At 42.9% G+C, this 20,731-nt stretch carries 17 protein-coding genes and 2 tRNA genes; 4 read left to right on the plus strand and 15 right to left on the minus strand.

Annotated features, from left to right (window positions below; all coding sequences use genetic code 11):
- Nucleotides 1-260 precede the first annotated feature (260 nt).
- From AC1DP6_RS00140 to AC1DP6_RS00150, 3 genes are all read right to left on the minus strand, one after another.
- On the minus strand, nt 261-836 hold the full coding sequence (locus AC1DP6_RS00140) for an ASCH domain-containing protein (protein WP_477053067.1): 576 nt from the start codon (nt 834-836) through the stop codon (nt 261-263).
- Nucleotides 826-1,683 carry an SDR family oxidoreductase gene (locus AC1DP6_RS00145; RefSeq protein ID WP_477053068.1) on the minus strand — a complete coding sequence of 286 codons (858 nt, stop codon included), beginning with the start codon at nt 1,681-1,683 and terminating at the stop codon, nt 826-828. Before AC1DP6_RS00145 ends, AC1DP6_RS00140 begins: the two co-directional genes overlap by 11 nt.
- A gap of 61 nt (nt 1,684-1,744) precedes the next feature.
- Complete coding sequence (locus AC1DP6_RS00150; protein WP_477053069.1) at nt 1,745-2,548, minus strand: DUF6597 domain-containing transcriptional factor; 804 nt, start codon at nt 2,546-2,548, stop codon at nt 1,745-1,747.
- A 92-nt stretch (nt 2,549-2,640) separates the two neighbouring features.
- Here AC1DP6_RS00150 and gcvH point away from each other — a divergent pair, with 92 nt between their 5' ends.
- Entirely contained in the window at nt 2,641-3,033 is a 393-nt protein-coding gene (gcvH, locus tag AC1DP6_RS00155; RefSeq protein WP_477053070.1) for a glycine cleavage system protein GcvH, read from the plus strand.
- A gap of 95 nt (nt 3,034-3,128) precedes the next feature.
- Here gcvH and AC1DP6_RS00160 read toward each other — a convergent pair whose 3' ends face one another.
- The 9 genes from AC1DP6_RS00160 to AC1DP6_RS00200 all read right to left on the minus strand — a co-directional run bounded on the left by AC1DP6_RS00160 (nt 3,129) and on the right by AC1DP6_RS00200 (nt 12,974).
- A complete protein-coding gene (locus AC1DP6_RS00160) occupies nt 3,129-4,253 on the minus strand; it encodes a 2-aminoethylphosphonate--pyruvate transaminase (protein ID WP_477053071.1) in 1,125 nt (374 codons plus the stop codon).
- 5 nt (nt 4,254-4,258) lie between these two features.
- Nucleotides 4,259-5,581: a DUF5690 family protein gene (locus AC1DP6_RS00165; protein WP_477053072.1), complete on the minus strand. Its 1,323-nt coding sequence runs from the start codon at nt 5,579-5,581 to the stop codon at nt 4,259-4,261.
- Between the two features lie 141 nt (nt 5,582-5,722).
- On the minus strand, nt 5,723-7,198 hold the full coding sequence (gene phnY / locus AC1DP6_RS00170; protein WP_477053073.1) for a phosphonoacetaldehyde dehydrogenase: 1,476 nt from the start codon (nt 7,196-7,198) through the stop codon (nt 5,723-5,725).
- Nucleotides 7,199-7,292: 94 nt separating this feature from the next.
- Nucleotides 7,293-8,540, minus strand: coding sequence for a phosphonoacetate hydrolase (gene phnA, locus AC1DP6_RS00175; RefSeq protein ID WP_441573326.1), 1,248 nt, complete (start codon nt 8,538-8,540; stop codon nt 7,293-7,295).
- A gap of 372 nt (nt 8,541-8,912) precedes the next feature.
- Nucleotides 8,913-9,377, minus strand: a complete 465-nt coding sequence (locus AC1DP6_RS00180; RefSeq protein ID WP_477053074.1) for a PIN domain-containing protein — start codon at nt 9,375-9,377, stop codon at nt 8,913-8,915.
- Nucleotides 9,361-9,588: a UPF0175 family protein gene (locus tag AC1DP6_RS00185; protein ID WP_477053075.1), complete on the minus strand. Its 228-nt coding sequence runs from the start codon at nt 9,586-9,588 to the stop codon at nt 9,361-9,363. The genes AC1DP6_RS00180 and AC1DP6_RS00185 overlap by 17 nt, the downstream gene beginning before the upstream one ends.
- A gap of 152 nt (nt 9,589-9,740) precedes the next feature.
- Nucleotides 9,741-9,814 (minus strand) — tRNA-Pro (locus AC1DP6_RS00190).
- Nucleotides 9,815-9,980: 166 nt separating this feature from the next.
- Nucleotides 9,981-12,377, minus strand: coding sequence for an ABC transporter permease (locus AC1DP6_RS00195; RefSeq protein WP_477053076.1), 2,397 nt, complete (start codon nt 12,375-12,377; stop codon nt 9,981-9,983).
- Nucleotides 12,378-12,566: 189 nt separating this feature from the next.
- The gene (locus AC1DP6_RS00200) at nt 12,567-12,974 is read right to left on the minus strand and encodes a hypothetical protein (protein WP_477053077.1); all 408 of its coding nucleotides are present in this window, start codon (nt 12,972-12,974) and stop codon (nt 12,567-12,569) included.
- A 580-nt stretch (nt 12,975-13,554) separates the two neighbouring features.
- Between AC1DP6_RS00200 and chrA the strand changes: the two genes are divergently transcribed.
- Nucleotides 13,555-14,886 carry a chromate efflux transporter gene (chrA, locus tag AC1DP6_RS00205; protein WP_477053078.1) on the plus strand — a complete coding sequence of 444 codons (1,332 nt, stop codon included), beginning with the start codon at nt 13,555-13,557 and terminating at the stop codon, nt 14,884-14,886.
- A 61-nt stretch (nt 14,887-14,947) separates the two neighbouring features.
- Here the strand turns inward: chrA and AC1DP6_RS00210 are convergent, their stop codons facing one another.
- The 3 genes from AC1DP6_RS00210 to dnaA all read right to left on the minus strand — a co-directional run bounded on the left by AC1DP6_RS00210 (nt 14,948) and on the right by dnaA (nt 18,034).
- Nucleotides 14,948-15,397 (minus strand): hypothetical protein, encoded by a 450-nt coding sequence (locus AC1DP6_RS00210; protein WP_477053079.1) that lies wholly within the window; start codon nt 15,395-15,397, stop codon nt 14,948-14,950.
- A gap of 726 nt (nt 15,398-16,123) precedes the next feature.
- Nucleotides 16,124-16,212 (minus strand) — tRNA-Ser (locus AC1DP6_RS00215).
- A 388-nt stretch (nt 16,213-16,600) separates the two neighbouring features.
- The gene (gene dnaA / locus AC1DP6_RS00220; RefSeq protein WP_079469646.1) at nt 16,601-18,034 is read right to left on the minus strand and encodes a chromosomal replication initiator protein DnaA; all 1,434 of its coding nucleotides are present in this window, start codon (nt 18,032-18,034) and stop codon (nt 16,601-16,603) included.
- 552 nt (nt 18,035-18,586) lie between these two features.
- On the opposite strand from dnaA, the gene AC1DP6_RS00225 reads away from it, so the two are divergent.
- Both AC1DP6_RS00225 and AC1DP6_RS00230 read left to right on the plus strand, forming a co-directional pair.
- Nucleotides 18,587-18,973, plus strand: a complete 387-nt coding sequence (locus tag AC1DP6_RS00225; RefSeq protein ID WP_079469647.1) for a DUF3127 domain-containing protein — start codon at nt 18,587-18,589, stop codon at nt 18,971-18,973.
- A 161-nt stretch (nt 18,974-19,134) separates the two neighbouring features.
- Nucleotides 19,135-20,694 carry an NAD(P)/FAD-dependent oxidoreductase gene (locus tag AC1DP6_RS00230; RefSeq protein ID WP_477053080.1) on the plus strand — a complete coding sequence of 520 codons (1,560 nt, stop codon included), beginning with the start codon at nt 19,135-19,137 and terminating at the stop codon, nt 20,692-20,694.
- Nucleotides 20,695-20,731 lie beyond the last annotated feature (37 nt).

Genomic DNA, 20,731 nt, shown 5'->3' on the forward strand with positions numbered 1-20,731 from the left:
GTTACTTTTGAGAATATCGCTTCATTGTAGCGCTGTAGTGCTCCCTGCTTTTCATTGATTATAAATCTACATCAAATGTATTGAATTTACAAGGGCCATTAGAAAATACTTATAGTTTTACATCCTAACTGTTTCTATATCATCACTAAAAATAAAACGAAAACTATTTCAGCGGCAAGCTGAAAATTAAGCTCAAACGCTCCCAGGAAAGAGAAGTACTAGTGAGTAAGTCCTTATTTATGCAGTGGCAGGACAAGTAATTATAACCTGCCCAAAAATGCAGTCCCCAATGGAGAAATCGTATAGCCGGGATGCTGACTGATTGTTAATCCCAGGTTCTTCAATTTTCTGACATGTAGTTTCAGCCAATCCTTTTCCATTCCTGTTTTAACCGCGAGTTCCGCCGCCTTTAATTTCGGATGATCACGGATAATAGTTAATAGTGTGGTTGTCCATTCGCCTTGTTTGCTGTACTGATCTAACCGGGCCAGCTTAGTGCGTAGTAACTCAAAATCCTCGGGTGTCAGTACAGTTTGCTCCCGCAGGGATATGCGCGGATCTTCTGCATGATAACGAACTTCAATTTTGTAAATATCTCCCTCCGGAACAGACTGCAATAATTTCAGCAGGTCGGCCAACTGTGCAAATCCAGCGGCCATTGCATCTTTTTTCGTGATGACCGTTAAACTAACAGTGCTTACTTTTCCTATGCGGACAACTCCCACTGCTGTCTTTACTTCGCTGTTTTCCTTCACGGAGAGCCTCTTCCATCTGCGAAAGGCGAGGGAAATTTCCCCGGATTTTATTCCGTCAAGATGTGTTTGTTTAAACAGCATATGTTTTGAGATAATCCGTTAAGGAAGTCCTTTTCCGTTGCAATAATATTTCGAGTGTATCGTCTGTATGAGAAAATTCACCTGTTTTAATTCCTGCCGCCATGCTGACCAGTAAATTAATGATTTCCGGCGGCAAATGGAAGGTCGTTAATGCACTGCGGTAGGTGTCCTCAGTGATATCTACATAATCTAAAATGGTTCCCTTCTGCGCAGACAGTATTGCGGCAATGTCATGAAAACTATATGCCTGTTCTCCAGTGATTTCATATATTTTGCTCTCGTGGCCGTTACGTAGTATCACCTGCGCTAATGCCGCCGCAATATCCAGCCGGGATACAAAACTTACTTTACCGTTTCCTGCGGGATAGTAAATGGCGCCCTCTTCCAGGGCATTACCAATGAGTTCCGGAATCGCTTCCATATACAGACTATTGCGGAAAAAAGCATAGGGAATACCCGTTTTCCTGATGGCATTTTCAGTTTGCAACGCCTGCTGTGTTGGCAGAAAAAAAGCGTTAGGCTGAGGAGCAACGCTGCTGGTATAAATAATGCGTTGCACGCCTCGTTCCTGTGCAGCCATCACCACATTATATTCTTGTTCAATTCCGGTGGCGCCGATACTGGTAGCAGATATCTGCAATAATTGCTGTACACCTTGCAACGCCTGTTGTAATGAATGTTTATCATCGTAGCTCGCCTTGCGTACCTGCACACCAGCCTCTTGAAGTTCCGGCACCTTAGCCGGATCCCTTACAACGGCGATGAGCTGTGTGGGTGGTATCCGTTGTAGCAGGTGGGAGATCGTTGCTATGCCTAATTTTCCATTGGCGCCTGTTATTGCTATCATATACTTTTTCCAACAAAGCTATGACGGCGTAGCACCTCAAAATAGAACAGAACCGGCAACTTTATTTTATCAACTCAGGAAAATTGGCCACTATTTCATTCGTTTGGCGGTGGAAATAATGAGGTATCATACCGGTAAATGATTTAAACTCCCGGATAAAATGCGATTGGTCGGCGTAATTGTTTTCGAATGCGATATCCGACAATTGCTGATATTGACGACTGCGCAACTGGCTTAATGAGGCCTGGAATCGGGTAATGCGGGTATATAATTTAGGGGAGATACCTACCGTTTGTTTGAAAGACCTTTCAAAATTACTTTCAGAAATATAGAGCTCCCGCGGGAAGTCTTTAAGTACTACATTTCCTTTTGCCGCATATATTCTGGATAAACAATATTTCACTTTATTATTTTCCTTTCTTTTATTTTTTTTTATCAGGGAGATGAAAAAAGCAGACAGTACATCTACGCTTTGAGCAATGGATACAGCGTTTAGCAATTGTGCAGTAAGGTTTATACCTGTTACCAAGGCTACATCCAGATGCTGATCTGTTAATTCATTGCCATTGATACCAAAGATAGTACTGATGGCATCCGGATAAAAATAAACACCGACAGATCTGAATGGCCCTATAGCTATTTGTTGGGTATGTTGGGTAGTTTGTCCGTATATAAACACAGACGGCATTTTCTGGCCGCTGCCATCCAGGAAGGTGTTACTATCCTGAAAGATAAGTCCGGGGTTCCCATCGGGGATTATTTTAAAATGCTTTGGGGACAAATCCGGGCAAGTATTTTCCAACACCCAAAAGTACTGGACGTACTGTTGAAGTGCAGGTGTGGGTGGTATTTGCTCGTATCTCATTAATTAATTATTAATTGTAAAACATACTTATAAACAAAATCCGGCCTAAAACGTTCTATTACCATTTCAAAGATAACTAAACCTCCATAACCATGACTACACCTGAAAACTTACGTTATTCACAGGACCATGCCTGGGTGCTTGTGAACGGCAACAACGCCACCATTGGGATTACATATCATTCCCAAAAACAATTGGGCGAAATCGTATACGTAGAGCTGCCGAAAAAAGATAGTATCATTGATACCTATAACGCATTTGGTACTGTTGAATCAATAAAGGCTGTTATTGAACTTTTTACACCTGTAGGGGGAGAAGTCATCGAGGTGAATGAAAGTTTACAGGACGAACCTGCAATAGTAAATGAAGACCCATACGGGAAAGGCTGGATGGTCAAATTAAAAATGAATGCTCCTGATGAGGTGAAAAAGCTGATGACAGCGAAGGCGTATGATGATTTTTGTAAAGAAGAAAGTGCAGGATAAATAAATTATTGCGAAAAAGCCTTACAGGAATCCTGTAAGGCTTTTTTGTGATAATTAAACGATTGTTGCGACGCCGTCGCAACAATACACGTATATCAGGCTACTGCCGTACCATTCGTTACTCCTTCCGCTTTCATCACTTCTTCTATAGCCGCTACCAATGCCTTTACATCCTCCGGAAATATCTGTCCGATATTACCGATGCGAAATGCATTGGCCTTGCCTAATTTTCCCGGATAAATAATAAATCCGCGCGCATTCAGCTGCTCATAGAAGCGTTCAAAGTTAAACGCAGGATCTTCCGGATAAAGGAAGGAAGAAATAATATGTCCCTGGATTTCCGGACGGAGATACTGTTTGAATCCGAGAGCCGACATCCCCTCGTCTAATACAGCCTTATTCTCTTTATACCTTTTTTCTCTTGCAGCAATACCACCCTCTTCTTTCAATTCCTGCATGGCCTGGCGGAAAGCCATCAGACTCAGGGTAGGAGGTGTAAACCTGAATTGTCCGTTTCCTTCCAATCCTGCCCACTGTTCGTATAAATCGAGGCTCAGACTGCGCGCCTGTCCTTTAGCCTTTTCCAGCTCACTTTTTTTGCAGATGGCGAAAGCAAAACCAGGTACCCCTTCAATACATTTATTGGAAGATGAAACTAAGAAGTCTATTTCCATCGCTTTCATATTCATCTCTACCCCGCCAAAGCTACTCATAGCATCTACAATGAATACCTTATTAAACTGCCTGCAAACGGCGCCTATTTCGCCAATAGGATTAAATAATCCGGTGGTGGTTTCACTATGAATACAAACTACATGGGTAATCTCCGGGTGGGCGGTTAATAGTTCTATCGTAGCGGCCGCCGTTACAATTTCATCTTCTGCAAATCTCACCACCTGATGACGCAACTGATGGATACCTGCCATTTTCGCAATCCGGTCGCCATAAGCCCCATTGGCCAGGATGAGTAGATGATCATTTTTACCTACCACACTACTAATTACGCTTTCTACACCAAACGTACCAGAGCCTTGTACCAATACGGTTTCATATCCATCTTCCTTTGTAACATGTGCCAGTGTTAATAATTCGCTACGGATCTGTTTCACCGCATTTACAAATTCATCATCTCTTGATCCCATATCCCGAAGCATCGCTTCTTTCACAGTGAGGGAGGTGGAAAGTGGACCAGGTGTAAACAATAATTTCTTTTGACTCATGTTCATTAAATTAAAGGTTGTAATTTCTTCAGGTTATTCACTTCGGGATTTTTCCGCCCCATCTTACGGTTAAAAAATAAGGCAATCAATAATAGGAGCACTGCACCAGTCAATGTGAGCAGGTAACTGAAATGCATCAGCACTTTAGACCAGCTCATATCTCTCATAAAAAACTCTTTGTATAAAAGCAGCGCTACACTGCCCATATATCCCAGGGCATCGCAGATGTAAATGAAAAAACCCACATTGGCTTTTAGTTTAAATAAGGCAATCATTCTTTCGAAAACGGCTACCTGTATTGGAATGTAGGCTAAAAATAATCCCATGCCGGTGAGCAACATCCACCAGAATGGTGTTAGCTGCCGGAATTGAAAAAGTAGGGTACTACCGCCACAAAGCAATACACCAAATAAGATCAGCCATTGCGTAGCCCAAAAACCTCTGATATTATTTCGTATCAGCGACAAGCAGCCTACTGAAATTAATACTACCAGGCCACTGATCATCTCTGTTTGTGAAAACACCGACTTATCCCAGGAAGGCTGTATTTCATTCCATATTTCCACAGAAAAATTATCACGAAAGTCTCGCATGGTGGCTAAAAAGGCGTACATCAACACAAAACACACCACACCACCTCCCACTTCTTTTAATACTGATCTCTTATTCTCCTTCGTCATAGGTACTCTTTCTACACGCAACAACTTATCTGTTTCTGTAGGAGGAGGAATAGTAGCCAACATCCAGGAGAAAAAAAGAAATAACGGAAGAAAAAGAAAACCGATTAAACAAGGCATCCACATTTCGGAAACAGCAGGCAACCAGTCATGTACAGTAAAGTAGACTGTTTTTAAGATGCCTGAAGACACAATCAGGCTAATACTCAATCCCATGCCCAATGCCTCCGTAAAACGCCGTCCTTCCAGGTAATTAAAAACAATGCCCCATACCATGCCCAATGGCAGGCCATTAAAAAAAAGAAAAATGAAATTATAAGGTGCAGGTATCAATCCAAAAAATAACAGACTTATTTCTGCAAAAAGAATTAAACTAATGATCAGTTTCTGACGATTTTTAGGTTTCAGCTCGGAAATAATTTTAATACCAATAAACTTGGATGTCATATATCCCAATGCCTGTGCAACAATCAATACGGCTTTGTAATCCATTTCCAGGAAATGATGCCCTGCATAAGTACCTGCAGTAAAGGGTTTACGAAAGGCATACATGCAGAAGTAGGCGCCAAAAGCCGCTATCATAGACCATGCAATAAAAAATGGTTTTGAACTGTTAAGTTGGCTGGTAAGCACACTCGATTTTGATTTCATCGAAAATTATTTTTACTAATTTTTACAGATGGTATTGAGTTTCGGCACAACCAGTTATTACACCAGTCAATTCTAAAAAGCCCCGCAAGGAAATAATCCTGGAGCGTCTTTTATTTAAACGAATCGATTATTTTCTTACCATCACCATGGCATTGAAAATGTTTTTACATAGGTGAAACATTTCATGGCTTCGATCACACCTTCCTTTACTCCCAGCCCTGAATCCTTGATACCGCCAAAAGGGGAGCTTTCGATACGATAACCAGGTACTTCATTAATGTTCACTGTTCCTACTTTTAATTCCTTTACAAAGCGGAGCGCATACTCCATGTTGTTGGTAACGATACCGCTGGATAAACCATAGGCCGTACTGTTACTTAAGGCAATCGCATCATCAATATCTTTAAATGTGAGCACAGGAGCCAATGGACCAAATGATTCATGTACCACCATTTCTGCGTTTCTGGGTACATCAATGATCACGGTAGGCCCCAGCAACGCTCCTTTCCTTTTTCCGTCCAGTACTACTTTTGCGCCTTGTTCCACCGATTTCTTCACCACTGTTTCCAGGTAAATGGCCGCCGCTTCATCAATCACGGTACCTACTTTGGTGTTTTCATCGGCAGGATCACCACTGGTATATTCTTTTGCTTTTGCCACAAATTTTTCCACAAAAGCATCTTTTATCTTTTCATGGACCAGTATTCTTTTCACGGCCGTGCAACGCTGACCACTATTACGGAATGCGCCTTCGGCAGCCAGGAATACGGCTTTATCCAGGTCTGCATCTTCCATAATAATCAATGGATCGTTACCGCCTAATTCCAGGATCACTTTTTTGTATCCTGCGGTGGCAGCAATATGTTTACCTACCGCCACGCTGCCGGTAAATGATACTATTTCCACGCGGCTGTCTTTCACCAGCGATTCTGCTATTTCTTTGGTAGGTCCCAGCAGCACGCTCAGCATGTAATGCGGGAGCCCGGCTTCATACAGGAGTTCTACCAGCTTCACAGCAGTGAGTGGTGTTTTTTCTGATGGCTTCAGGATCACCGGTGTACCTACGGCAATAGCAGGTGCGATTTTATGTATTACCTGGTTAAGCGGATGATTAAACGGCGTGATACAAACAGCCAGTGACAAGGGTTCCCGCAGGGTAAAAATTTTACGCGCCTTACCGCTGGGTGAAATATCGCAGGAAAATATCTGTCCATCATCTTTCAATGCTTCAATGGCAGCAAACATCAGCACATCATGTGCCCTGCCTGTTTCATAGCGGGCTTCCCTGATAGCCAGACCGGATTCTGCACTGATCACCTGTGCAAATTCTTCTTTCCGCTCTGTGAGCAGTTGCCTTGTTTTTTCCAGGATCACGTAACGCTCGTACCTGGTTAATTTTTGTCCACCTTTTAATGCCGCTTCAATGGCTTGCTCTGCATGTGTAGCATTCGCCAATGTAACGGTGCCCACTAAACGATTATCATAGGGACTGCGGACTTCCAATACTTTATCTGATTCAATAGCTTTTCCTGCAACATAACATGGTAGCGCGATAACAGATGTGTTGTTCAGGTTGCTGACTTTTTCCTTTATTGTTGGAATGAGAGGCTCGCTCATAATAAATAGTTATTTGCTTTTGATAAGCGGCATTGTCAACCTGCACGGTTACAATGCCTCCTCTGTTTTATTTAAGTAGCAAGTGGCTGCTGTATTAGTTATTTGTTCCGTTCACGGTGAAATCGAAAATGTCAAAATTTCTTGGATCGCCAGCTGCTTTCATTTTGTAGGTTTCATTCAGGGGATGGGAAATGACCATAGGCACCATTTCTTCATAACGTCCGCCGTGGGAGCGTAAAGTACCATCCAGTGCAGAAAGGTCGTGGTATTGTGGACGACGGCCTACTACCACATCTCTTCCGGACAATACTACGAGGTCACCGATGCGGTCTTCCGGCTGCTCCAGCACGTGTACGGCAGTGGCTTTGTCATATACTTCGGTAATACCGGGTTGTATGGCCAGCCAGTCTTTGATTTCAGTGATCTTTGATTTATCATTTACATGTACCACTACATAAGACCCTAAAGCGCCGTGGTGCTTCACATAAGGATCTGTAATAGGGCAGATAACCCGGAAACCATTTTCCCCGAATTTCGCTTCCAGCATATCTTCCACAAATAATACATTCGGGCTGCCGTCGGCTTTTACTTTTGCGTTCATTCCGTGATCTGCAGTAGCACCTACAATGGCACCCAGTTTTATCAGCTTTCCTATTTCCGCATCCATTGCTTCATAAAAATCCAGTGAGGCGGCAGCATCGGGTGCATAGGTGTGCTGCATGTAATCTGTGAGCGACAGGTACAGAAAATCAGCCAGGCCATGTTCTATAAAGGCAACGCCTGCACGAAGTACAAACAAACTTGCATCAGCACTATAAATAACAGGAGTAGGGTGTCCTACAATTTCTTCCACACCATCTACGCCGTGTGTTTCTTTCTTTGCCTGGTTTGCTTTTTCGGCGGAGATAGCAATGCCCTGCATTTTGTGAGAAAGGATATCTCTCAGTTTTTCTTTAGCAGTAACTACCGCCACTTTTCTTCCTGCATTAGCAGCAGCAGCCAGCAACGTCTCTGCTCTCAGGTATTCTGCAGAGTTCATCATCACTTCCTGGTCTTTCGCTGCATCATAGAAAAAATTACCACTGATACCATGTACTGCCGGTGTAACACCAGTTACAATAGATGAGTTATTTACATTGGTAAAAGAAGGTAAAGCGCCACGCACCATCCCACGATAACCGGCTAACGCCATTTTTTTCAGATTGGGCATACGATCAAATGCCATGGTGGTGTCCAGGTACTCATCTGCCGACCCATCCATACAAATTACTACAATAGGTTTTGCAGCTGGTGTATATTGGATACCATTTGCTGAAAACGCCTGCGTTGAAATACTACTCATCACTGATTTTATTTTATATTATGTTATAAACAACATTTAAGGAGCTGCCATCAATGGCTGGCTCCCTGAATAAGGAATTACTTTAGTACACAAATGTTTAGTTATACTTATAAAAGTATAGTATAAATATACAAACATTTATAATAAAAAGTTCACAAATACTAAACTTACGCAAACGCTTGTGTAGGGAGAGGAATGGCGCAGATGATAGAGAAAACGCGGAAAAAGTGATATGGTAGCGCACTAAAGAGTCATAATATTTAATTATAGCGCAAAAACTTCTGCTTTGTATGGGTTGGGCAAGGGGAGCAAGTGAGGGGAGTGTTTTGATTGGTAGAGGCACCGTACTAGATATCTGATACTTGAACGGAATCATTCACCGGCGGTCTTCAGAATTTCATTTAAAACATTTCTTGAAAACCTGAAATTAGTTTGTTGAATACGATCCAGTAAAGGCTTGATGCTTTCGATCAAACCAAGCTCCTTTGCTTTCAATAAGATCCCTAATGTTCCGGTATAAGTAAGATGTAATTTAGCTGCAACCTTTCTTGCTTTCAGATCATCCAATATAAGCAAAGCTGGCTCTTGCTCAAGAGCTAGTGAAATTGCACTAGCCTCACCTTTATCAACTTCTAACTCTAAAATGTCCTGATAATGCAGATCTACAATAGATTTTATTTCAACCCAATCAGGAAGTTGCTTTCCAAATTCTTCAGCTATTGTTAGCGTAGTAGAAATAATGCCAAACACTTTTTGCGACAAATGCAATGAGTCGATTTTATCCAATAAGATAAAACAACTTGTATCAGCAATAACTACATTATATTTTGGAGGCATCGTTAGTAATATCTGAAACGGGGTAGTTAATTAACGAGACATCATAGTCGCCTAATACTTCTGAAAAAGCAACTTTAGAAAGCCCTGCTAATTCAGCCGCTTGTCCTAACGACAATCTTCCGATTTCATATAGCTTAGCCGCAAGAAACCGGGTAGTTTCTCTTGGGTCCAGATCAACCTTCTCAGGTACCTGTAAAGTTATTGTACTCATAAACTCCTCCTTTTTTGCGATACAGACAAGCTATCGCGTTTGAAAAAAAGCGCTTTTTTTCAAATTTAAACAAAAAAGAATTGAAGATGCTTCATTTTGTCAAACATAAAAAAAGCCTTACAGTTTACACTGTAAGGCTTCAATTTTCTAAGTCGGGGCGGCAGGATTCGAACCTGCGACCTCCTGCTCCCAAAGCAGGCGCGATACCGGGCTACGCTACGCCCCGAAATCCCTTCTTAGCCCGTTCTCTCTGCTTTATCGGCGGCCCTTGTGGCACTACCATTGCTTCAATTGCGGAGTGCAAATGTAGGAAAATGTTTCACATAAAAACAAATTTTTTTTGATAAAAAATAGGGAATCTGATAAAACATGCCAGCACAGCGCATTTCCCATTACTCAGATCGCAAACTTTTTACAGGATTAGTCATCGCTGCACGGATAGATTGGTAACTCACCGTCATAAAGGAAATAACGATGGCAATGACGCCGGCAATGACAAAAAACCACCATTCGAGATGAATATGAAAGGCGAAATTCTGCAGCCATTTATTCATCACCCACCAGGCGATGGGAAAGGCAATGATCAATGAAAACGCTACCAGCTTAATAAAATCTTTTGATAACATCCCAACAATACCAGCTACGCTGGCTCCCAGCACCTTTCTGACACCTATTTCCTTAATACGTTTTTGCGTAGCAAAAGTAGTGAGCCCAAAAAGTCCCAGGCAGGAAACAATAACGGAGAGCACGGCGAAGATGTTAAACAACTTGCCCATACGCTGTTCTGCTATATATAACCTGGATAAGTCTTCATTGATAAATCCAAAGGAAAAAGGGAAATCCGAATATACCTGTCGAAATACTTTTTTCATGGTACCCAGCATATGATCCATATTGGCAGGTGTAGTTCTGATAACGATATAACCGGTATTTCCGTTAAAATTCCCTGCACTGCCATTCCTGATAATGAGGGCCTCTATTGGTTGCTGTATTGGTTTAAAATTAAAGTCTTTCACTACTCCCACAATTACCCCTGCTCTGCCATCCATGGCAAGTTTCTTCCCAACAGCAGTTGCCTCTTCCAGGTGCATTACTTTCAACGCTGCTTCATTCACTACAAAATTGTCATCATCTCCCTTAAACGCTTTCGAAAAAAATCTGTCGGTCTTTATGTGCATACCAAAGGTGCTCACAAACTGATCGTCTACCCAGAGTTGCGGGAAAACACGATCATCCTGTGGTGTTTTGGCGTCCCACTCCACCGACCTGGTACCTGTGGCCAAATCAGTGGGCAAGTGACTGATAAAAGAATAATTGGTGATGTCCGGGTATTGGCTCATCGCCGTTCTTATGGCCTGTTGGTTGCCCTGCAGATCACCCAGGCGGGGGATAGGCACATACATCAGGTTCTCTTTATTATAACCAATATCCATGGTACGGATAAACTGCAGCTGTTTATAAACAACAATAGTGCTCACGATCAGGATCACGGCAATAGAAAACTGTACTACAATCAGGCTGTTTCTGAAAAACGTTTTACGACCATGCAGCATTTTCACACCCTTCAACACTTTCACCGGGTTAAAAGACGAGAGAAATAACGCCGGGTAGCTTCCCGAGAGCAGGCCAACAACTACAGCAATTCCGGCAAGCCCTGCCAGCATCTTTACATTAAGTAGATGGATAGCAATAGATTTGGCAGCCAGATCATTGAACAATGGTAACAGCACCACTGCCATCATTAATCCAATCAGCAGGGAAATAAACGACAACAACAGCGCCTCACTCAAAAACTGTATCACCAGTTGGGAACGAAGGGCACCCACTGTTTTACGCAGCCCCACTTCTTTGGCACGTTGTCCGGATAAGGCGGTAGACAGGTTCATAAAATTAATACCAGCGATCAGCAGAATAAAAATGGCGATCAGCGAGAAGATCCTTACATGCGCATAGCTACCCTGCCCCGCTACATCCAGCATATAACTGGAGTGCAGATGTATATCTGACAGCCTTTGCAGGAAAAGCTTCCCATTGGTGCCGGAATGATCATTCTTCCGGTAAACATTCATGATCTGTTGTTGCAGCGATGCCAATGCTGTTGGGGTTGCATGAAAATGATCGTTCACCTGTATATAGGTATACACATCAAAATTAGCCCAGGCCTGCTGCGGATTAATGGTCCTGCCATATAACTCTATAGGCACCAGCATATCAAACTGCAGATGCGAATTATGAGGAATATCTTTTAAGATTCCGGTCACCTGTAAATCGTTTCCGTTATAATCGTTATCGATGTGCAGGGTTTGTCCCATCGCACGGTCGGCACTGCCAAAATACTTCCTGGCGCCACTCTCCGTTAGTACCACCCCATCAGGCCGAACTAACAGACTACGGGCATCGCCCTGCAATACCGGGAAGCTGAAAATGCGGAGGAAGTTGGTATCGGCATAATAGATGTTCTTCTCCTCAAATTTCCGGGTACCTATTGTTACCATGCTTTGCAACGCTGAAATCCGGGAAGCGCGCTTAATAGCGGGAATACCCTCGTTAATGGCGGTACCAATTGGCACAGGCACCACCGCTGCATTAATACCAGACACCTGGCCGGTTAACCGGTAAATACTGCCAGCATTCGCATTAAACTGATCATAGCTTAATTCATCCTGCACCCACAGAAAAATAAGTATGCTACAGGTCATCCCTGTGGCCAACCCAAAAATGTTAAGCCCGGAAAATAATTTATGCCGGAAAAGATTCCGGAAGGCTGATTTCAGATAGCTCCTGAACATACGATAATGAATTATTCCTTTTTGCGGGGCGCCAATAAAATGCCAGTTATAGAAATATTAAAAACAACACCTTTACACATGTAAAAATAAATAACATGTCCGGTAGCAATACATAAATCGTTCAGTTTTAAGGTGCACAAAAAAGGGAGTAGCATACACTACTCCCTTAAAAACGATGATGCCAATCTATTATTCGGCGCTCTTCTTTCCGTTGTTCTGTGCATTAATAGCTTTCAGCTGCGTAAGCTGATCTGCTGTCAGGATTGTCTGATACTGCTGTTTGCGATAGGCAGATATTTCTTTGGAACCTGGTCCGCCTTTCTGGCCACTTGCTTTCAGGGCATCCTTCCGGCGTATACATTCTGTATTTACCGCCAGCACTTTCTGGTATTGATCGTCGGTGAGATGTAATTTAGTCTTTAACTCATCGGTATAAGCAACTGCGCGCTTTTCAGGAGCAGGCAATGCTTTAGGAGCAGGAGCGGCGGCTGGAGCAGGTGCGGCGGCTGGAGCAGGTGCCTGTTTAGGCGCAGCGGTTTGTGCGAAGGCCGGAGATACCGCCAGCAGGATAGCGATTGCAGCAATTAACTTTTTCATGTGCGTTTATTGTTTTAATACCGGCAGTAAACCAATTTCCTTGCCAGCGAACAATAACGCCGCTTTTCGGAGCTTAAAATCTCCTTAAAAGGCAATAAATCCTCTCTCACAGCGACTTTCCGCATGATACTTCCGGAACAATATTTCCCAATCCATGCTACTCAACGTTCCGTTCAATTTTAGCATAACGCCTGCTACAGGAAGTGATATTTAAACACGCCTTTTATTTCAATTCAAAAAAGCAAAAGAGCCTCAAATTTCGCCGCACACCAACCAGGATTACCCCGAGGTCACCTGACTCATTTTAAAGGCCAAAAGACGCCTTATTTTACCGCAAATAAACAACATAAAACCTTGCACAGAAGGCATTTTAAACATACCTTTGCATCATATCATCACCGCTGAAAGACAGCACATTTTTTAATAGCAAAACAATCTTTAAACCGGCGCTTATTGCCGGATAATTCCTTCCGCTTTATACATCTCTCAGATGACGGTAACTGACCACACGTAGTGTTCAATACGGCGATGCTATGTCCGCACTTTTTTGCTGCGCAGGAAGGGAGGTATTTAAATTTATATGGAAAAACAAAAAATAACACCTCACCCGGAGTTTAAAGAAGCGTTGAAATTCTGGTTCAAATTAGGATGGATCAGCTTTGGCGGTACGGCAGGGCATATAGCCATTATGCACGACTACCTGGTGGACAAGAAAAAATGGATCAGCAACAGTAAATTCCTGCACGCCCTAAATCATTGCATGATACTGCCAGGGCCGGAAGCACAACAATTGTCCATTTACATTGGATGGCTGTTACATGGAAAGCGGGGAGGGCTGGCAGCCGGAATATTGTTTGTATTACCGTCTATGTTTATACTGCTGGCACTTAGCATCACTTATGTACTATTTGGCAGCATCCCCTGGGTTACCGCCCTGTTTGCAGGTTTAAAGCCGGCAGTGATTGCAATCATCGTTCTGGCGATGTTTAAGATAGCACAGAAAGCTTTGCATGGTCCGCTGCATTATTTTGTAGCAGTAGTAGCTTTTGTGTGCATCTTCTTTTTCAACACCTCGCTCATTACCATCATTGGGGGCACCATCATGTTCGCTATTTGCTACAGACTGATACGTCCTGCTGCATTACAGGTAAAGCCACCGCAAGCCGAAGCAACAGGTGATGAAAGCGGATATGTGCTGAATAAAAATACACTGACTGCTGACAGTGGATTAAAAATAAAGCCGGTATTACAACTACTGGGCGTGGGGCTCCTTCTCTGGCTGCTTCCCTTTCTCCTGTTCTTTTTGTTCCTCAGCGATTTTAGTTTCTGGAAACACCTGAGTCTCTTCTTTACACAAACAGCCTTCGTGACCATTGGCGGCTCCTATACAGTGTTACCTTATGTGGCACAATTCAGCGTTACGAAACTGAACTGGCTGAGTAAACTGCAAATGATGGACGGATTTGCACTGGCAGAAACAACACCCGGTCCATTGATCATCGTATTGTCTTTTGTGGGTTTTATGGCAGGATACAACCATTTTGGCGGGTCTTTATGGATGGGAACAGTGGGATTGCTCGCCACAACTTACTTCACGTTTTTACCCTGTTTCCTGCTTATTTTCATAGGGGCGCCTTTAATTGAAAAAACGCATGGCAACGCCATGATTGAAAATACACTGGGACTAATCACCGCTGCAGTAGTGGGTGTTATACTGAACCTTACTCTTTATCTGGGTAAAGATGTATTATTCCCGGATGGCATCATGATCAACAAACTGGATCACCTGGCATTGGCCTGGATACTGGTTTCACTGGTATTGATGCACCAATTCAAATTGAATATTTTATACCTGATTGGATTAAGTATGGGGTATGGGTGGCTGCATTATTTACTACAGGGAGTATGGTAGCGAACACTGGACACTAAACAACAAGCCTTGCTATTGCCTTGCAGCAAGGCTTGTCAGCTTTTTATTCCGGCAGTAAACCATTCTCCTTCAACAAACCTTCTTCATCTCCGGCAATAAAAGCAAAGATCTTCGGTTCATCTCCTGTTTTCTGCAGGAAATAAATCACATCAAAATCAATAGCCACTTTTTCACCATCCTTCCGGAGATAGGTAGAAAGCCAGCGAATCTTTACCATGGCATGAAAGGTATCCAGTAAAGTAATGGTTTGCTCTCCGATCTTCATGGATTGTGTGCCGATCTGTTTATAATGTTCATATCCTTCGGGAACGGATGCTATAAACTTCTTATCATTATGGGCGCTCATGACGCCCTTTGGACTGGCTTCTATAAAATATTCTGCGAACTGTGCTGCTACTTTTTCCGCATCCACACTTTCTCCTTTAAGAGCATCCTGAAAGCCCTTTTCATAATTTTTGAAAAAGTGATGGATAGCTGTTTTGAATGTACTCATATGGCTATTTTTATGGTTACGGTACATGTATAGAAAACAATGCCATATCCATTGGGCTCACCAAACCCGCTATGACATTAAGCTTCAGGCAACGCGACTAACCTGACAGGCCCTACAGCAGTACAGACTTAACCGGTGGTAATGCTCCACACCTTGTTGATAAATTTCGCCGGATCAGCAGCAAAAAACAGTTCACATTTTATTTAACACTGATAGCACCTTACAGCACATAAACCTATTTTTGCATTATCTGTCCGCCAAACCCAGGCACTAAATAATCACTACTACCGGGAGCCAAAACCAACAGCAGCTATTCTTACTAATCTTAAAGAGCTGCAGACAGGTAAAGGAAAACATGGTACCGTAAATGATGCACAGGGACCGGCTATTATGCTAAAAGAAAATATTACCAATAATAGGTAGCCATGTTCCTACGGCTAAACTACTGGACTGCTTTGAAGAGGATAATAACAGCTCCCTGGTCATTGAATATCTACATGGAAAATTCCTAACAGGCAACTGTACCAGATAAGAAAAGATCAACCATGGAAAAATTCTGACGCGAAATACCGGCTCCGGATCTTTGGATATTATCTGCAAATAATCATAAGCGAAAAGAAAAGTCAATGAAATTTATAGTGCGATAAGGGAGAGGATATACAGCAGAAGAAATGCTCAAATGAAAAAAGCCTTCAAATCTTACGACTTGAAGGCTTTTAATCTCTGCGGAGAGAGAGGGATTCGAACCCTCGATACAGTTTAACCCGTATGACGGTTTAGCAAACCGTTCCTTTCGGCCACTCAGGCATCTCTCCGTATTTCCCTGAAGGGGTTGCAAAAATAGGAAAAGTTTTATATTCTCCAAAAGCATTTTCATTTTTTTCTGGTTTTTTTTCAAAAAGCCTGGTACAGGGATACTTTATCCACTAATATGGTGCTTGTCAATCCCTTTATCCATAGGCATTTCAGCGCAATACAGCTATTTCTCATTTTCATGTGCCAGCATATAAAACAGACAAATGATCGTTAAAAAAATAGCCAACCGACTGCATCAAACATATAGTCTCCGGGCGTAATGACTGAAAGCAGTCAGGGCAATCGCATATAAAATAAACAATATATTACAAATGCAGTGCAGGATAAAAATACGGATGCCATTCTTTTCAGAATGGCATCCGTAAAATAGGTTTATGGGGATGGGCCTTACATAGCGGCCAGTTGTACTTTCTGTTGCAATTCAATTACACTGTCACGGAAGTTATTATCTGTATCCATCAGGTCTTTCACTGTCTGACAGCTATGAATCACGGTAGTGTGATCACGGCCACCAAAATGTTCACCGATTGTTTTCAAGGAATTTTTGGTAAATGATTTAGCAAGATACATCGTAATCTGCCTGGCCTGCACAATTTCACGTTTACGTGTTTTTTGCAGCAGCTTATCATAAGGCACATCAAAATATTCGCACACCATTTTTTGTATGCTTTCGATGGTAATTTCTTTGGAAGAAGTTTTTACAAAAGATTTCAACACACGCTTCGCTAACTCCAGGTCTATTTCTTTGCGGTTCAGTGATGACTGTGCCAGCAATGAAATAAGGGCGCCTTCCAGTTCGCGTACATTTGTCTGAATATTGTATGCAACATACTTCACCACTTCCTTCGGCATCTCCAGTCCATCATTCCGCATTTTCATTTCCAGGATTTCCATCCTGGTTTCAAAATCAGGAATCTGTATGTCTGCACTCAGACCCCAGCGAAAGCGGCTCAGCAACCTTTCCTGTACACCATCCAGATCTTTGGGCGCCTTGTCAGACGTTAAGATCAGCTGCTTGCCAGACTGGTGTAAATGGTTGAAGATAGCAAAGAAAGCATCCTGTGTTTTCTCCGCACGGGCAAAGAACTGGATATCATCTACAATCAACACATCTATCAACTGATAGAAGTGAATAAAATCGTTGATGATGTTATTCTTGGAATGATCTATAAACTGATTAATGAATTTCTCCGCACTTACATACAACACCGCTTTATTAGGGTGTATACGTTTCACATCATTGCCCACTGCCTGTGCAAGATGGGTTTTCCCCAATCCTACACCGCCATATATTACCAGCGGATTAAAAGAGGTGCCACCGGGCTTCTCAGCCACCGTTTTACCTGCACGTCTTGCCACACGATTACTGTCTCCTTCTACATACGCATCAAACGTATAGTTGGGATTTAGCTGCGAGTCAATTTGTACCCTTTTAATACCCGGAATAACAAAGGGATTCTTAACCGGATTGTGAATCGTTAAAGGAAAATCTACTTCATTGTCTTTTTGAGGTTTTGTAAACTGCGTAGGCATGTTTACTGTCCTGGGATGCTGATGTGGTGTACCGTTCTCGACTACAATGCGATACTCCAACCTGGCTTCTTTGCCTAATTCTCTTTTGATGGTTTTTCCTAACAATCCCACGTAATGCTCCTCAAGGTATTCATAAAAGAATTGGCTGGGGACCTGGATGGTTAAAACATTGTTTTCAAGTTTAATGGGTTTAATAGGTTCAAACCATGTCTTAAACGGCTGCCATTCTACTATATCCCTAATTATATTAAGACACTTTTCCCAAACTTGTTCGCAAGTTTTATTCATTGAGATAAAAAAAATTAGTTGTTTCTTAATTAAGGATGCTTAGTTCTCGAATTCGAAATTCCCCAACGTAGGATGTTGAAAAATTTTCAGACAGGATGACGAATATCTGTAGAAAATGTTGAAAAAAAAAATTTATCTACCCTTGTTTATATTCTCCTGATTACAGAGTACCAAAACTCCTCTTTCCACTACTGCCGTGGCTTTACAGCCCTGACGTGACAAGGTTTTCAATACTATAAACCCCATTGATTAACAGCACCTTTATCTTCTTCATTCTCCTTTTTATCATAAATATGGATATATAATTGATAAAATAATATTGTATCCTTTCTCTCAAAAAAAATCGTTCACTGATAAAAGCCGAGATATTCACACTTTTTCCGGAGAGGGTGCAAAACTATGTTAGTATCTCCATTTAAAAAAATGTATTCGGGGATAGTTATTATGAAACAATTTATTTATATCCGCGCGCACCGGATTAATAAAAAATATTTGCACGCACTAAGGCGAATACCTTATCTTTGACCCTTCTGAATTTAAAATAATTTTTCTATGAGTTTTGAAATTACCGGAAAGCTGATTGTGAAGTACAACACGGTACAACGTAGCGAAACTTTTAAGACAAGAGAGTTCGTTATAGAGAAGTCCGATGACATCAATGGCCGTGTTATCAACAACTACATTAAGTTTCAGTCGGTGCAAGACCGCACTGGTATTGTTGACCGGTTCAATGAAGGTGAAAACGTTAAAGTTTATTTCAATATCAAAGGCACCAGATGGGAAAAAGATGGTAAAGTAAATTACATCACCAACCTGGATGCATGGCGTATGGAATCTGTAATGGCAGCACCTGCTCCGGGTACAGATCCTCAGCCTAACTACAATACACCTCAGATGCCTGCCGGCGGAGGTGATGGTGGTGATGATCTGCCGTTCTAAGCTACAACACAACGCGAAAAGCATAAAGCTATTAAAGCGAAGATGGAAGCGTATAAAACCGCTACTGTCTTCGCTTTAATAGCTTTTTACTTTACGCTTCTCCCTTTTACCCTTATTAGCTATCTTTGCAGCAGTTTTAGGATAACCACCTAACCGCTAATATGATACAACAAATATCTCTCAAATTACTGCCGGCAGATGCTGCCTCTTCTACACATATCACACAGCACGCCGCTGCTGCTCTGAGTGTAAAACCCAAAGACATTACAGGATTCAATCTGCTGAAACGCTCTATAGACGCACGTTCCAGACAAGCGTTCTTTATCCTTACCCTACAGGTATTTGTAAATGAACCATTCATCGAAAGGCAACATACCCATCCGGTATATCCTTCCCTCCCAGCCAATGCCCCACGGGTATTGATTGCTGGCGCAGGCCCCGCAGGTCTCTTTGCTGCACTCCGGCTCATAGAAGCAGGCCTGAAGCCTGTTATCATTGAACGTGGTAAAGATGTACGCGCAAGAAGAAGAGACCTCGCAGCACTTAATAAAACCGGTATCGTAAACCCCGACTCCAACTACTGCTTCGGCGAAGGTGGCGCCGGTACCTACTCCGATGGTAAACTATACACCCGATCCAATAAGCGTGGTGACATTAACCGCATACTCAACATATTTGTTCACTTCGGCGCAGAAGATAAAATAATGATCGACGCGCATCCACATATTGGTACCAACAAACTCCCAAATATCATCACTGCCATGCGGGAGCAAATTATCAACAGCGGAGGAGAAGTACACTTCGAACAAAAAGCAACCGCCATACAAATAAAAGATGGCGCCGTTACCGGCGTACAAACCGCCTCCGGACAAATCTTCGAAGGCAAACAATTAATCCTGGCCACCGGCCACTCCGCACGTGATATATTTATCATGCTGCACCAACAAAACATTTTACTGGAAGCAAAACCCTTCGCCCTCGGTGTCCGGATAGAACACCCGCAGGAACTGATCGACAGCGCCCAGTATCATTGCGATGTACGTGGCGAATTCCTCCCCCCCGCCAGCTATAGCCTGGTAGAACAGGTAGATGGCCGCGGCGTATTTTCTTTCTGTATGTGCCCCGGTGGCATTATTGCCCCCGCAGCTACAGATCCCGGTGAACTGGTTGTAAACGGATGGTCCCCATCCAAACGTAATAACCCCTTCGCCAACTCCGGTATGGTGGTAACAGTAGATGAATCTGACTTTGCCCCGTTTGCACACCACGGCCCACTCGCCGCCATGTATTTTCAACAGGCAGTTGAAAGACAGGCCTACGTCGCCGGCGGCGGTAACTTCGTTGCGCCTGCACAAAGAATGACCGACTTCGTTGCCAGAAAAGTATCGGCCTCCCTGCCCGCATGCTCCTACGTACCCGGCCTGCAAAGCACCGACCTCCGTACTGTATTACCCAAAGTAGTACACCAACGCCTGGCAGGCGCCTTTAAAGCATTTGGCCGTAAAATGAAAGGATACTATACAGAAAATGCCGTACTCGTGGCAACAGAATCACGCACCTCTTCCCCGGTACGTATTCCCCGCAACAACGACACACTCGAACATCCACAGGTAGCTGGCCTGTATCCCTGCGCAGAAGGCGCCGGATATGCCGGAGGTATCGTATCTGCCGCTATGGACGGAGAACGCGTGGCCGCCATTATTGCCGATAAACTACGATAAATATCCGGGTAGCATATTATGATTAATTATTGCGGAT

Source organism: Chitinophaga sp. 01L420, assembly GCF_056399985.1.

Coding starts and splice junctions, on each gene's coding strand:
- phnY (WP_477053073.1), bottom strand. CDS start 7,198: ATGAGCGAGCCTCTCATTCCAACAATAAAGGAAAAAGTCAGCAACCTG.
- AC1DP6_RS00225 (WP_079469647.1), top strand. CDS start 18,587: ATGAGTTTTGAAATTACCGGAAAGCTGATTGTGAAGTACAACACGGTA.
- gcvH (WP_477053070.1), top strand. CDS start 2,641: ATGACTACACCTGAAAACTTACGTTATTCACAGGACCATGCCTGGGTG.
- AC1DP6_RS00180 (WP_477053074.1), bottom strand. CDS start 9,377: ATGCCTCCAAAATATAATGTAGTTATTGCTGATACAAGTTGTTTTATC.
- AC1DP6_RS00210 (WP_477053079.1), bottom strand. CDS start 15,397: ATGAGTACATTCAAAACAGCTATCCATCACTTTTTCAAAAATTATGAA.
- phnA (WP_441573326.1), bottom strand. CDS start 8,540: ATGAGTAGTATTTCAACGCAGGCGTTTTCAGCAAATGGTATCCAATAT.
- AC1DP6_RS00140 (WP_477053067.1), bottom strand. CDS start 836: ATGCTGTTTAAACAAACACATCTTGACGGAATAAAATCCGGGGAAATT.
- AC1DP6_RS00160 (WP_477053071.1), bottom strand. CDS start 4,253: ATGAGTCAAAAGAAATTATTGTTTACACCTGGTCCACTTTCCACCTCC.
- AC1DP6_RS00195 (WP_477053076.1), bottom strand. CDS start 12,377: ATGTTCAGGAGCTATCTGAAATCAGCCTTCCGGAATCTTTTCCGGCAT.
- AC1DP6_RS00165 (WP_477053072.1), bottom strand. CDS start 5,581: ATGAAATCAAAATCGAGTGTGCTTACCAGCCAACTTAACAGTTCAAAA.
- AC1DP6_RS00230 (WP_477053080.1), top strand. CDS start 19,135: ATGATACAACAAATATCTCTCAAATTACTGCCGGCAGATGCTGCCTCT.
- chrA (WP_477053078.1), top strand. CDS start 13,555: ATGGAAAAACAAAAAATAACACCTCACCCGGAGTTTAAAGAAGCGTTG.
- AC1DP6_RS00200 (WP_477053077.1), bottom strand. CDS start 12,974: ATGAAAAAGTTAATTGCTGCAATCGCTATCCTGCTGGCGGTATCTCCG.
- AC1DP6_RS00185 (WP_477053075.1), bottom strand. CDS start 9,588: ATGAGTACAATAACTTTACAGGTACCTGAGAAGGTTGATCTGGACCCA.
- AC1DP6_RS00150 (WP_477053069.1), bottom strand. CDS start 2,548: ATGAGATACGAGCAAATACCACCCACACCTGCACTTCAACAGTACGTC.
- AC1DP6_RS00145 (WP_477053068.1), bottom strand. CDS start 1,683: ATGATAGCAATAACAGGCGCCAATGGAAAATTAGGCATAGCAACGATC.
- dnaA (WP_079469646.1), bottom strand. CDS start 18,034: ATGAATAAAACTTGCGAACAAGTTTGGGAAAAGTGTCTTAATATAATT.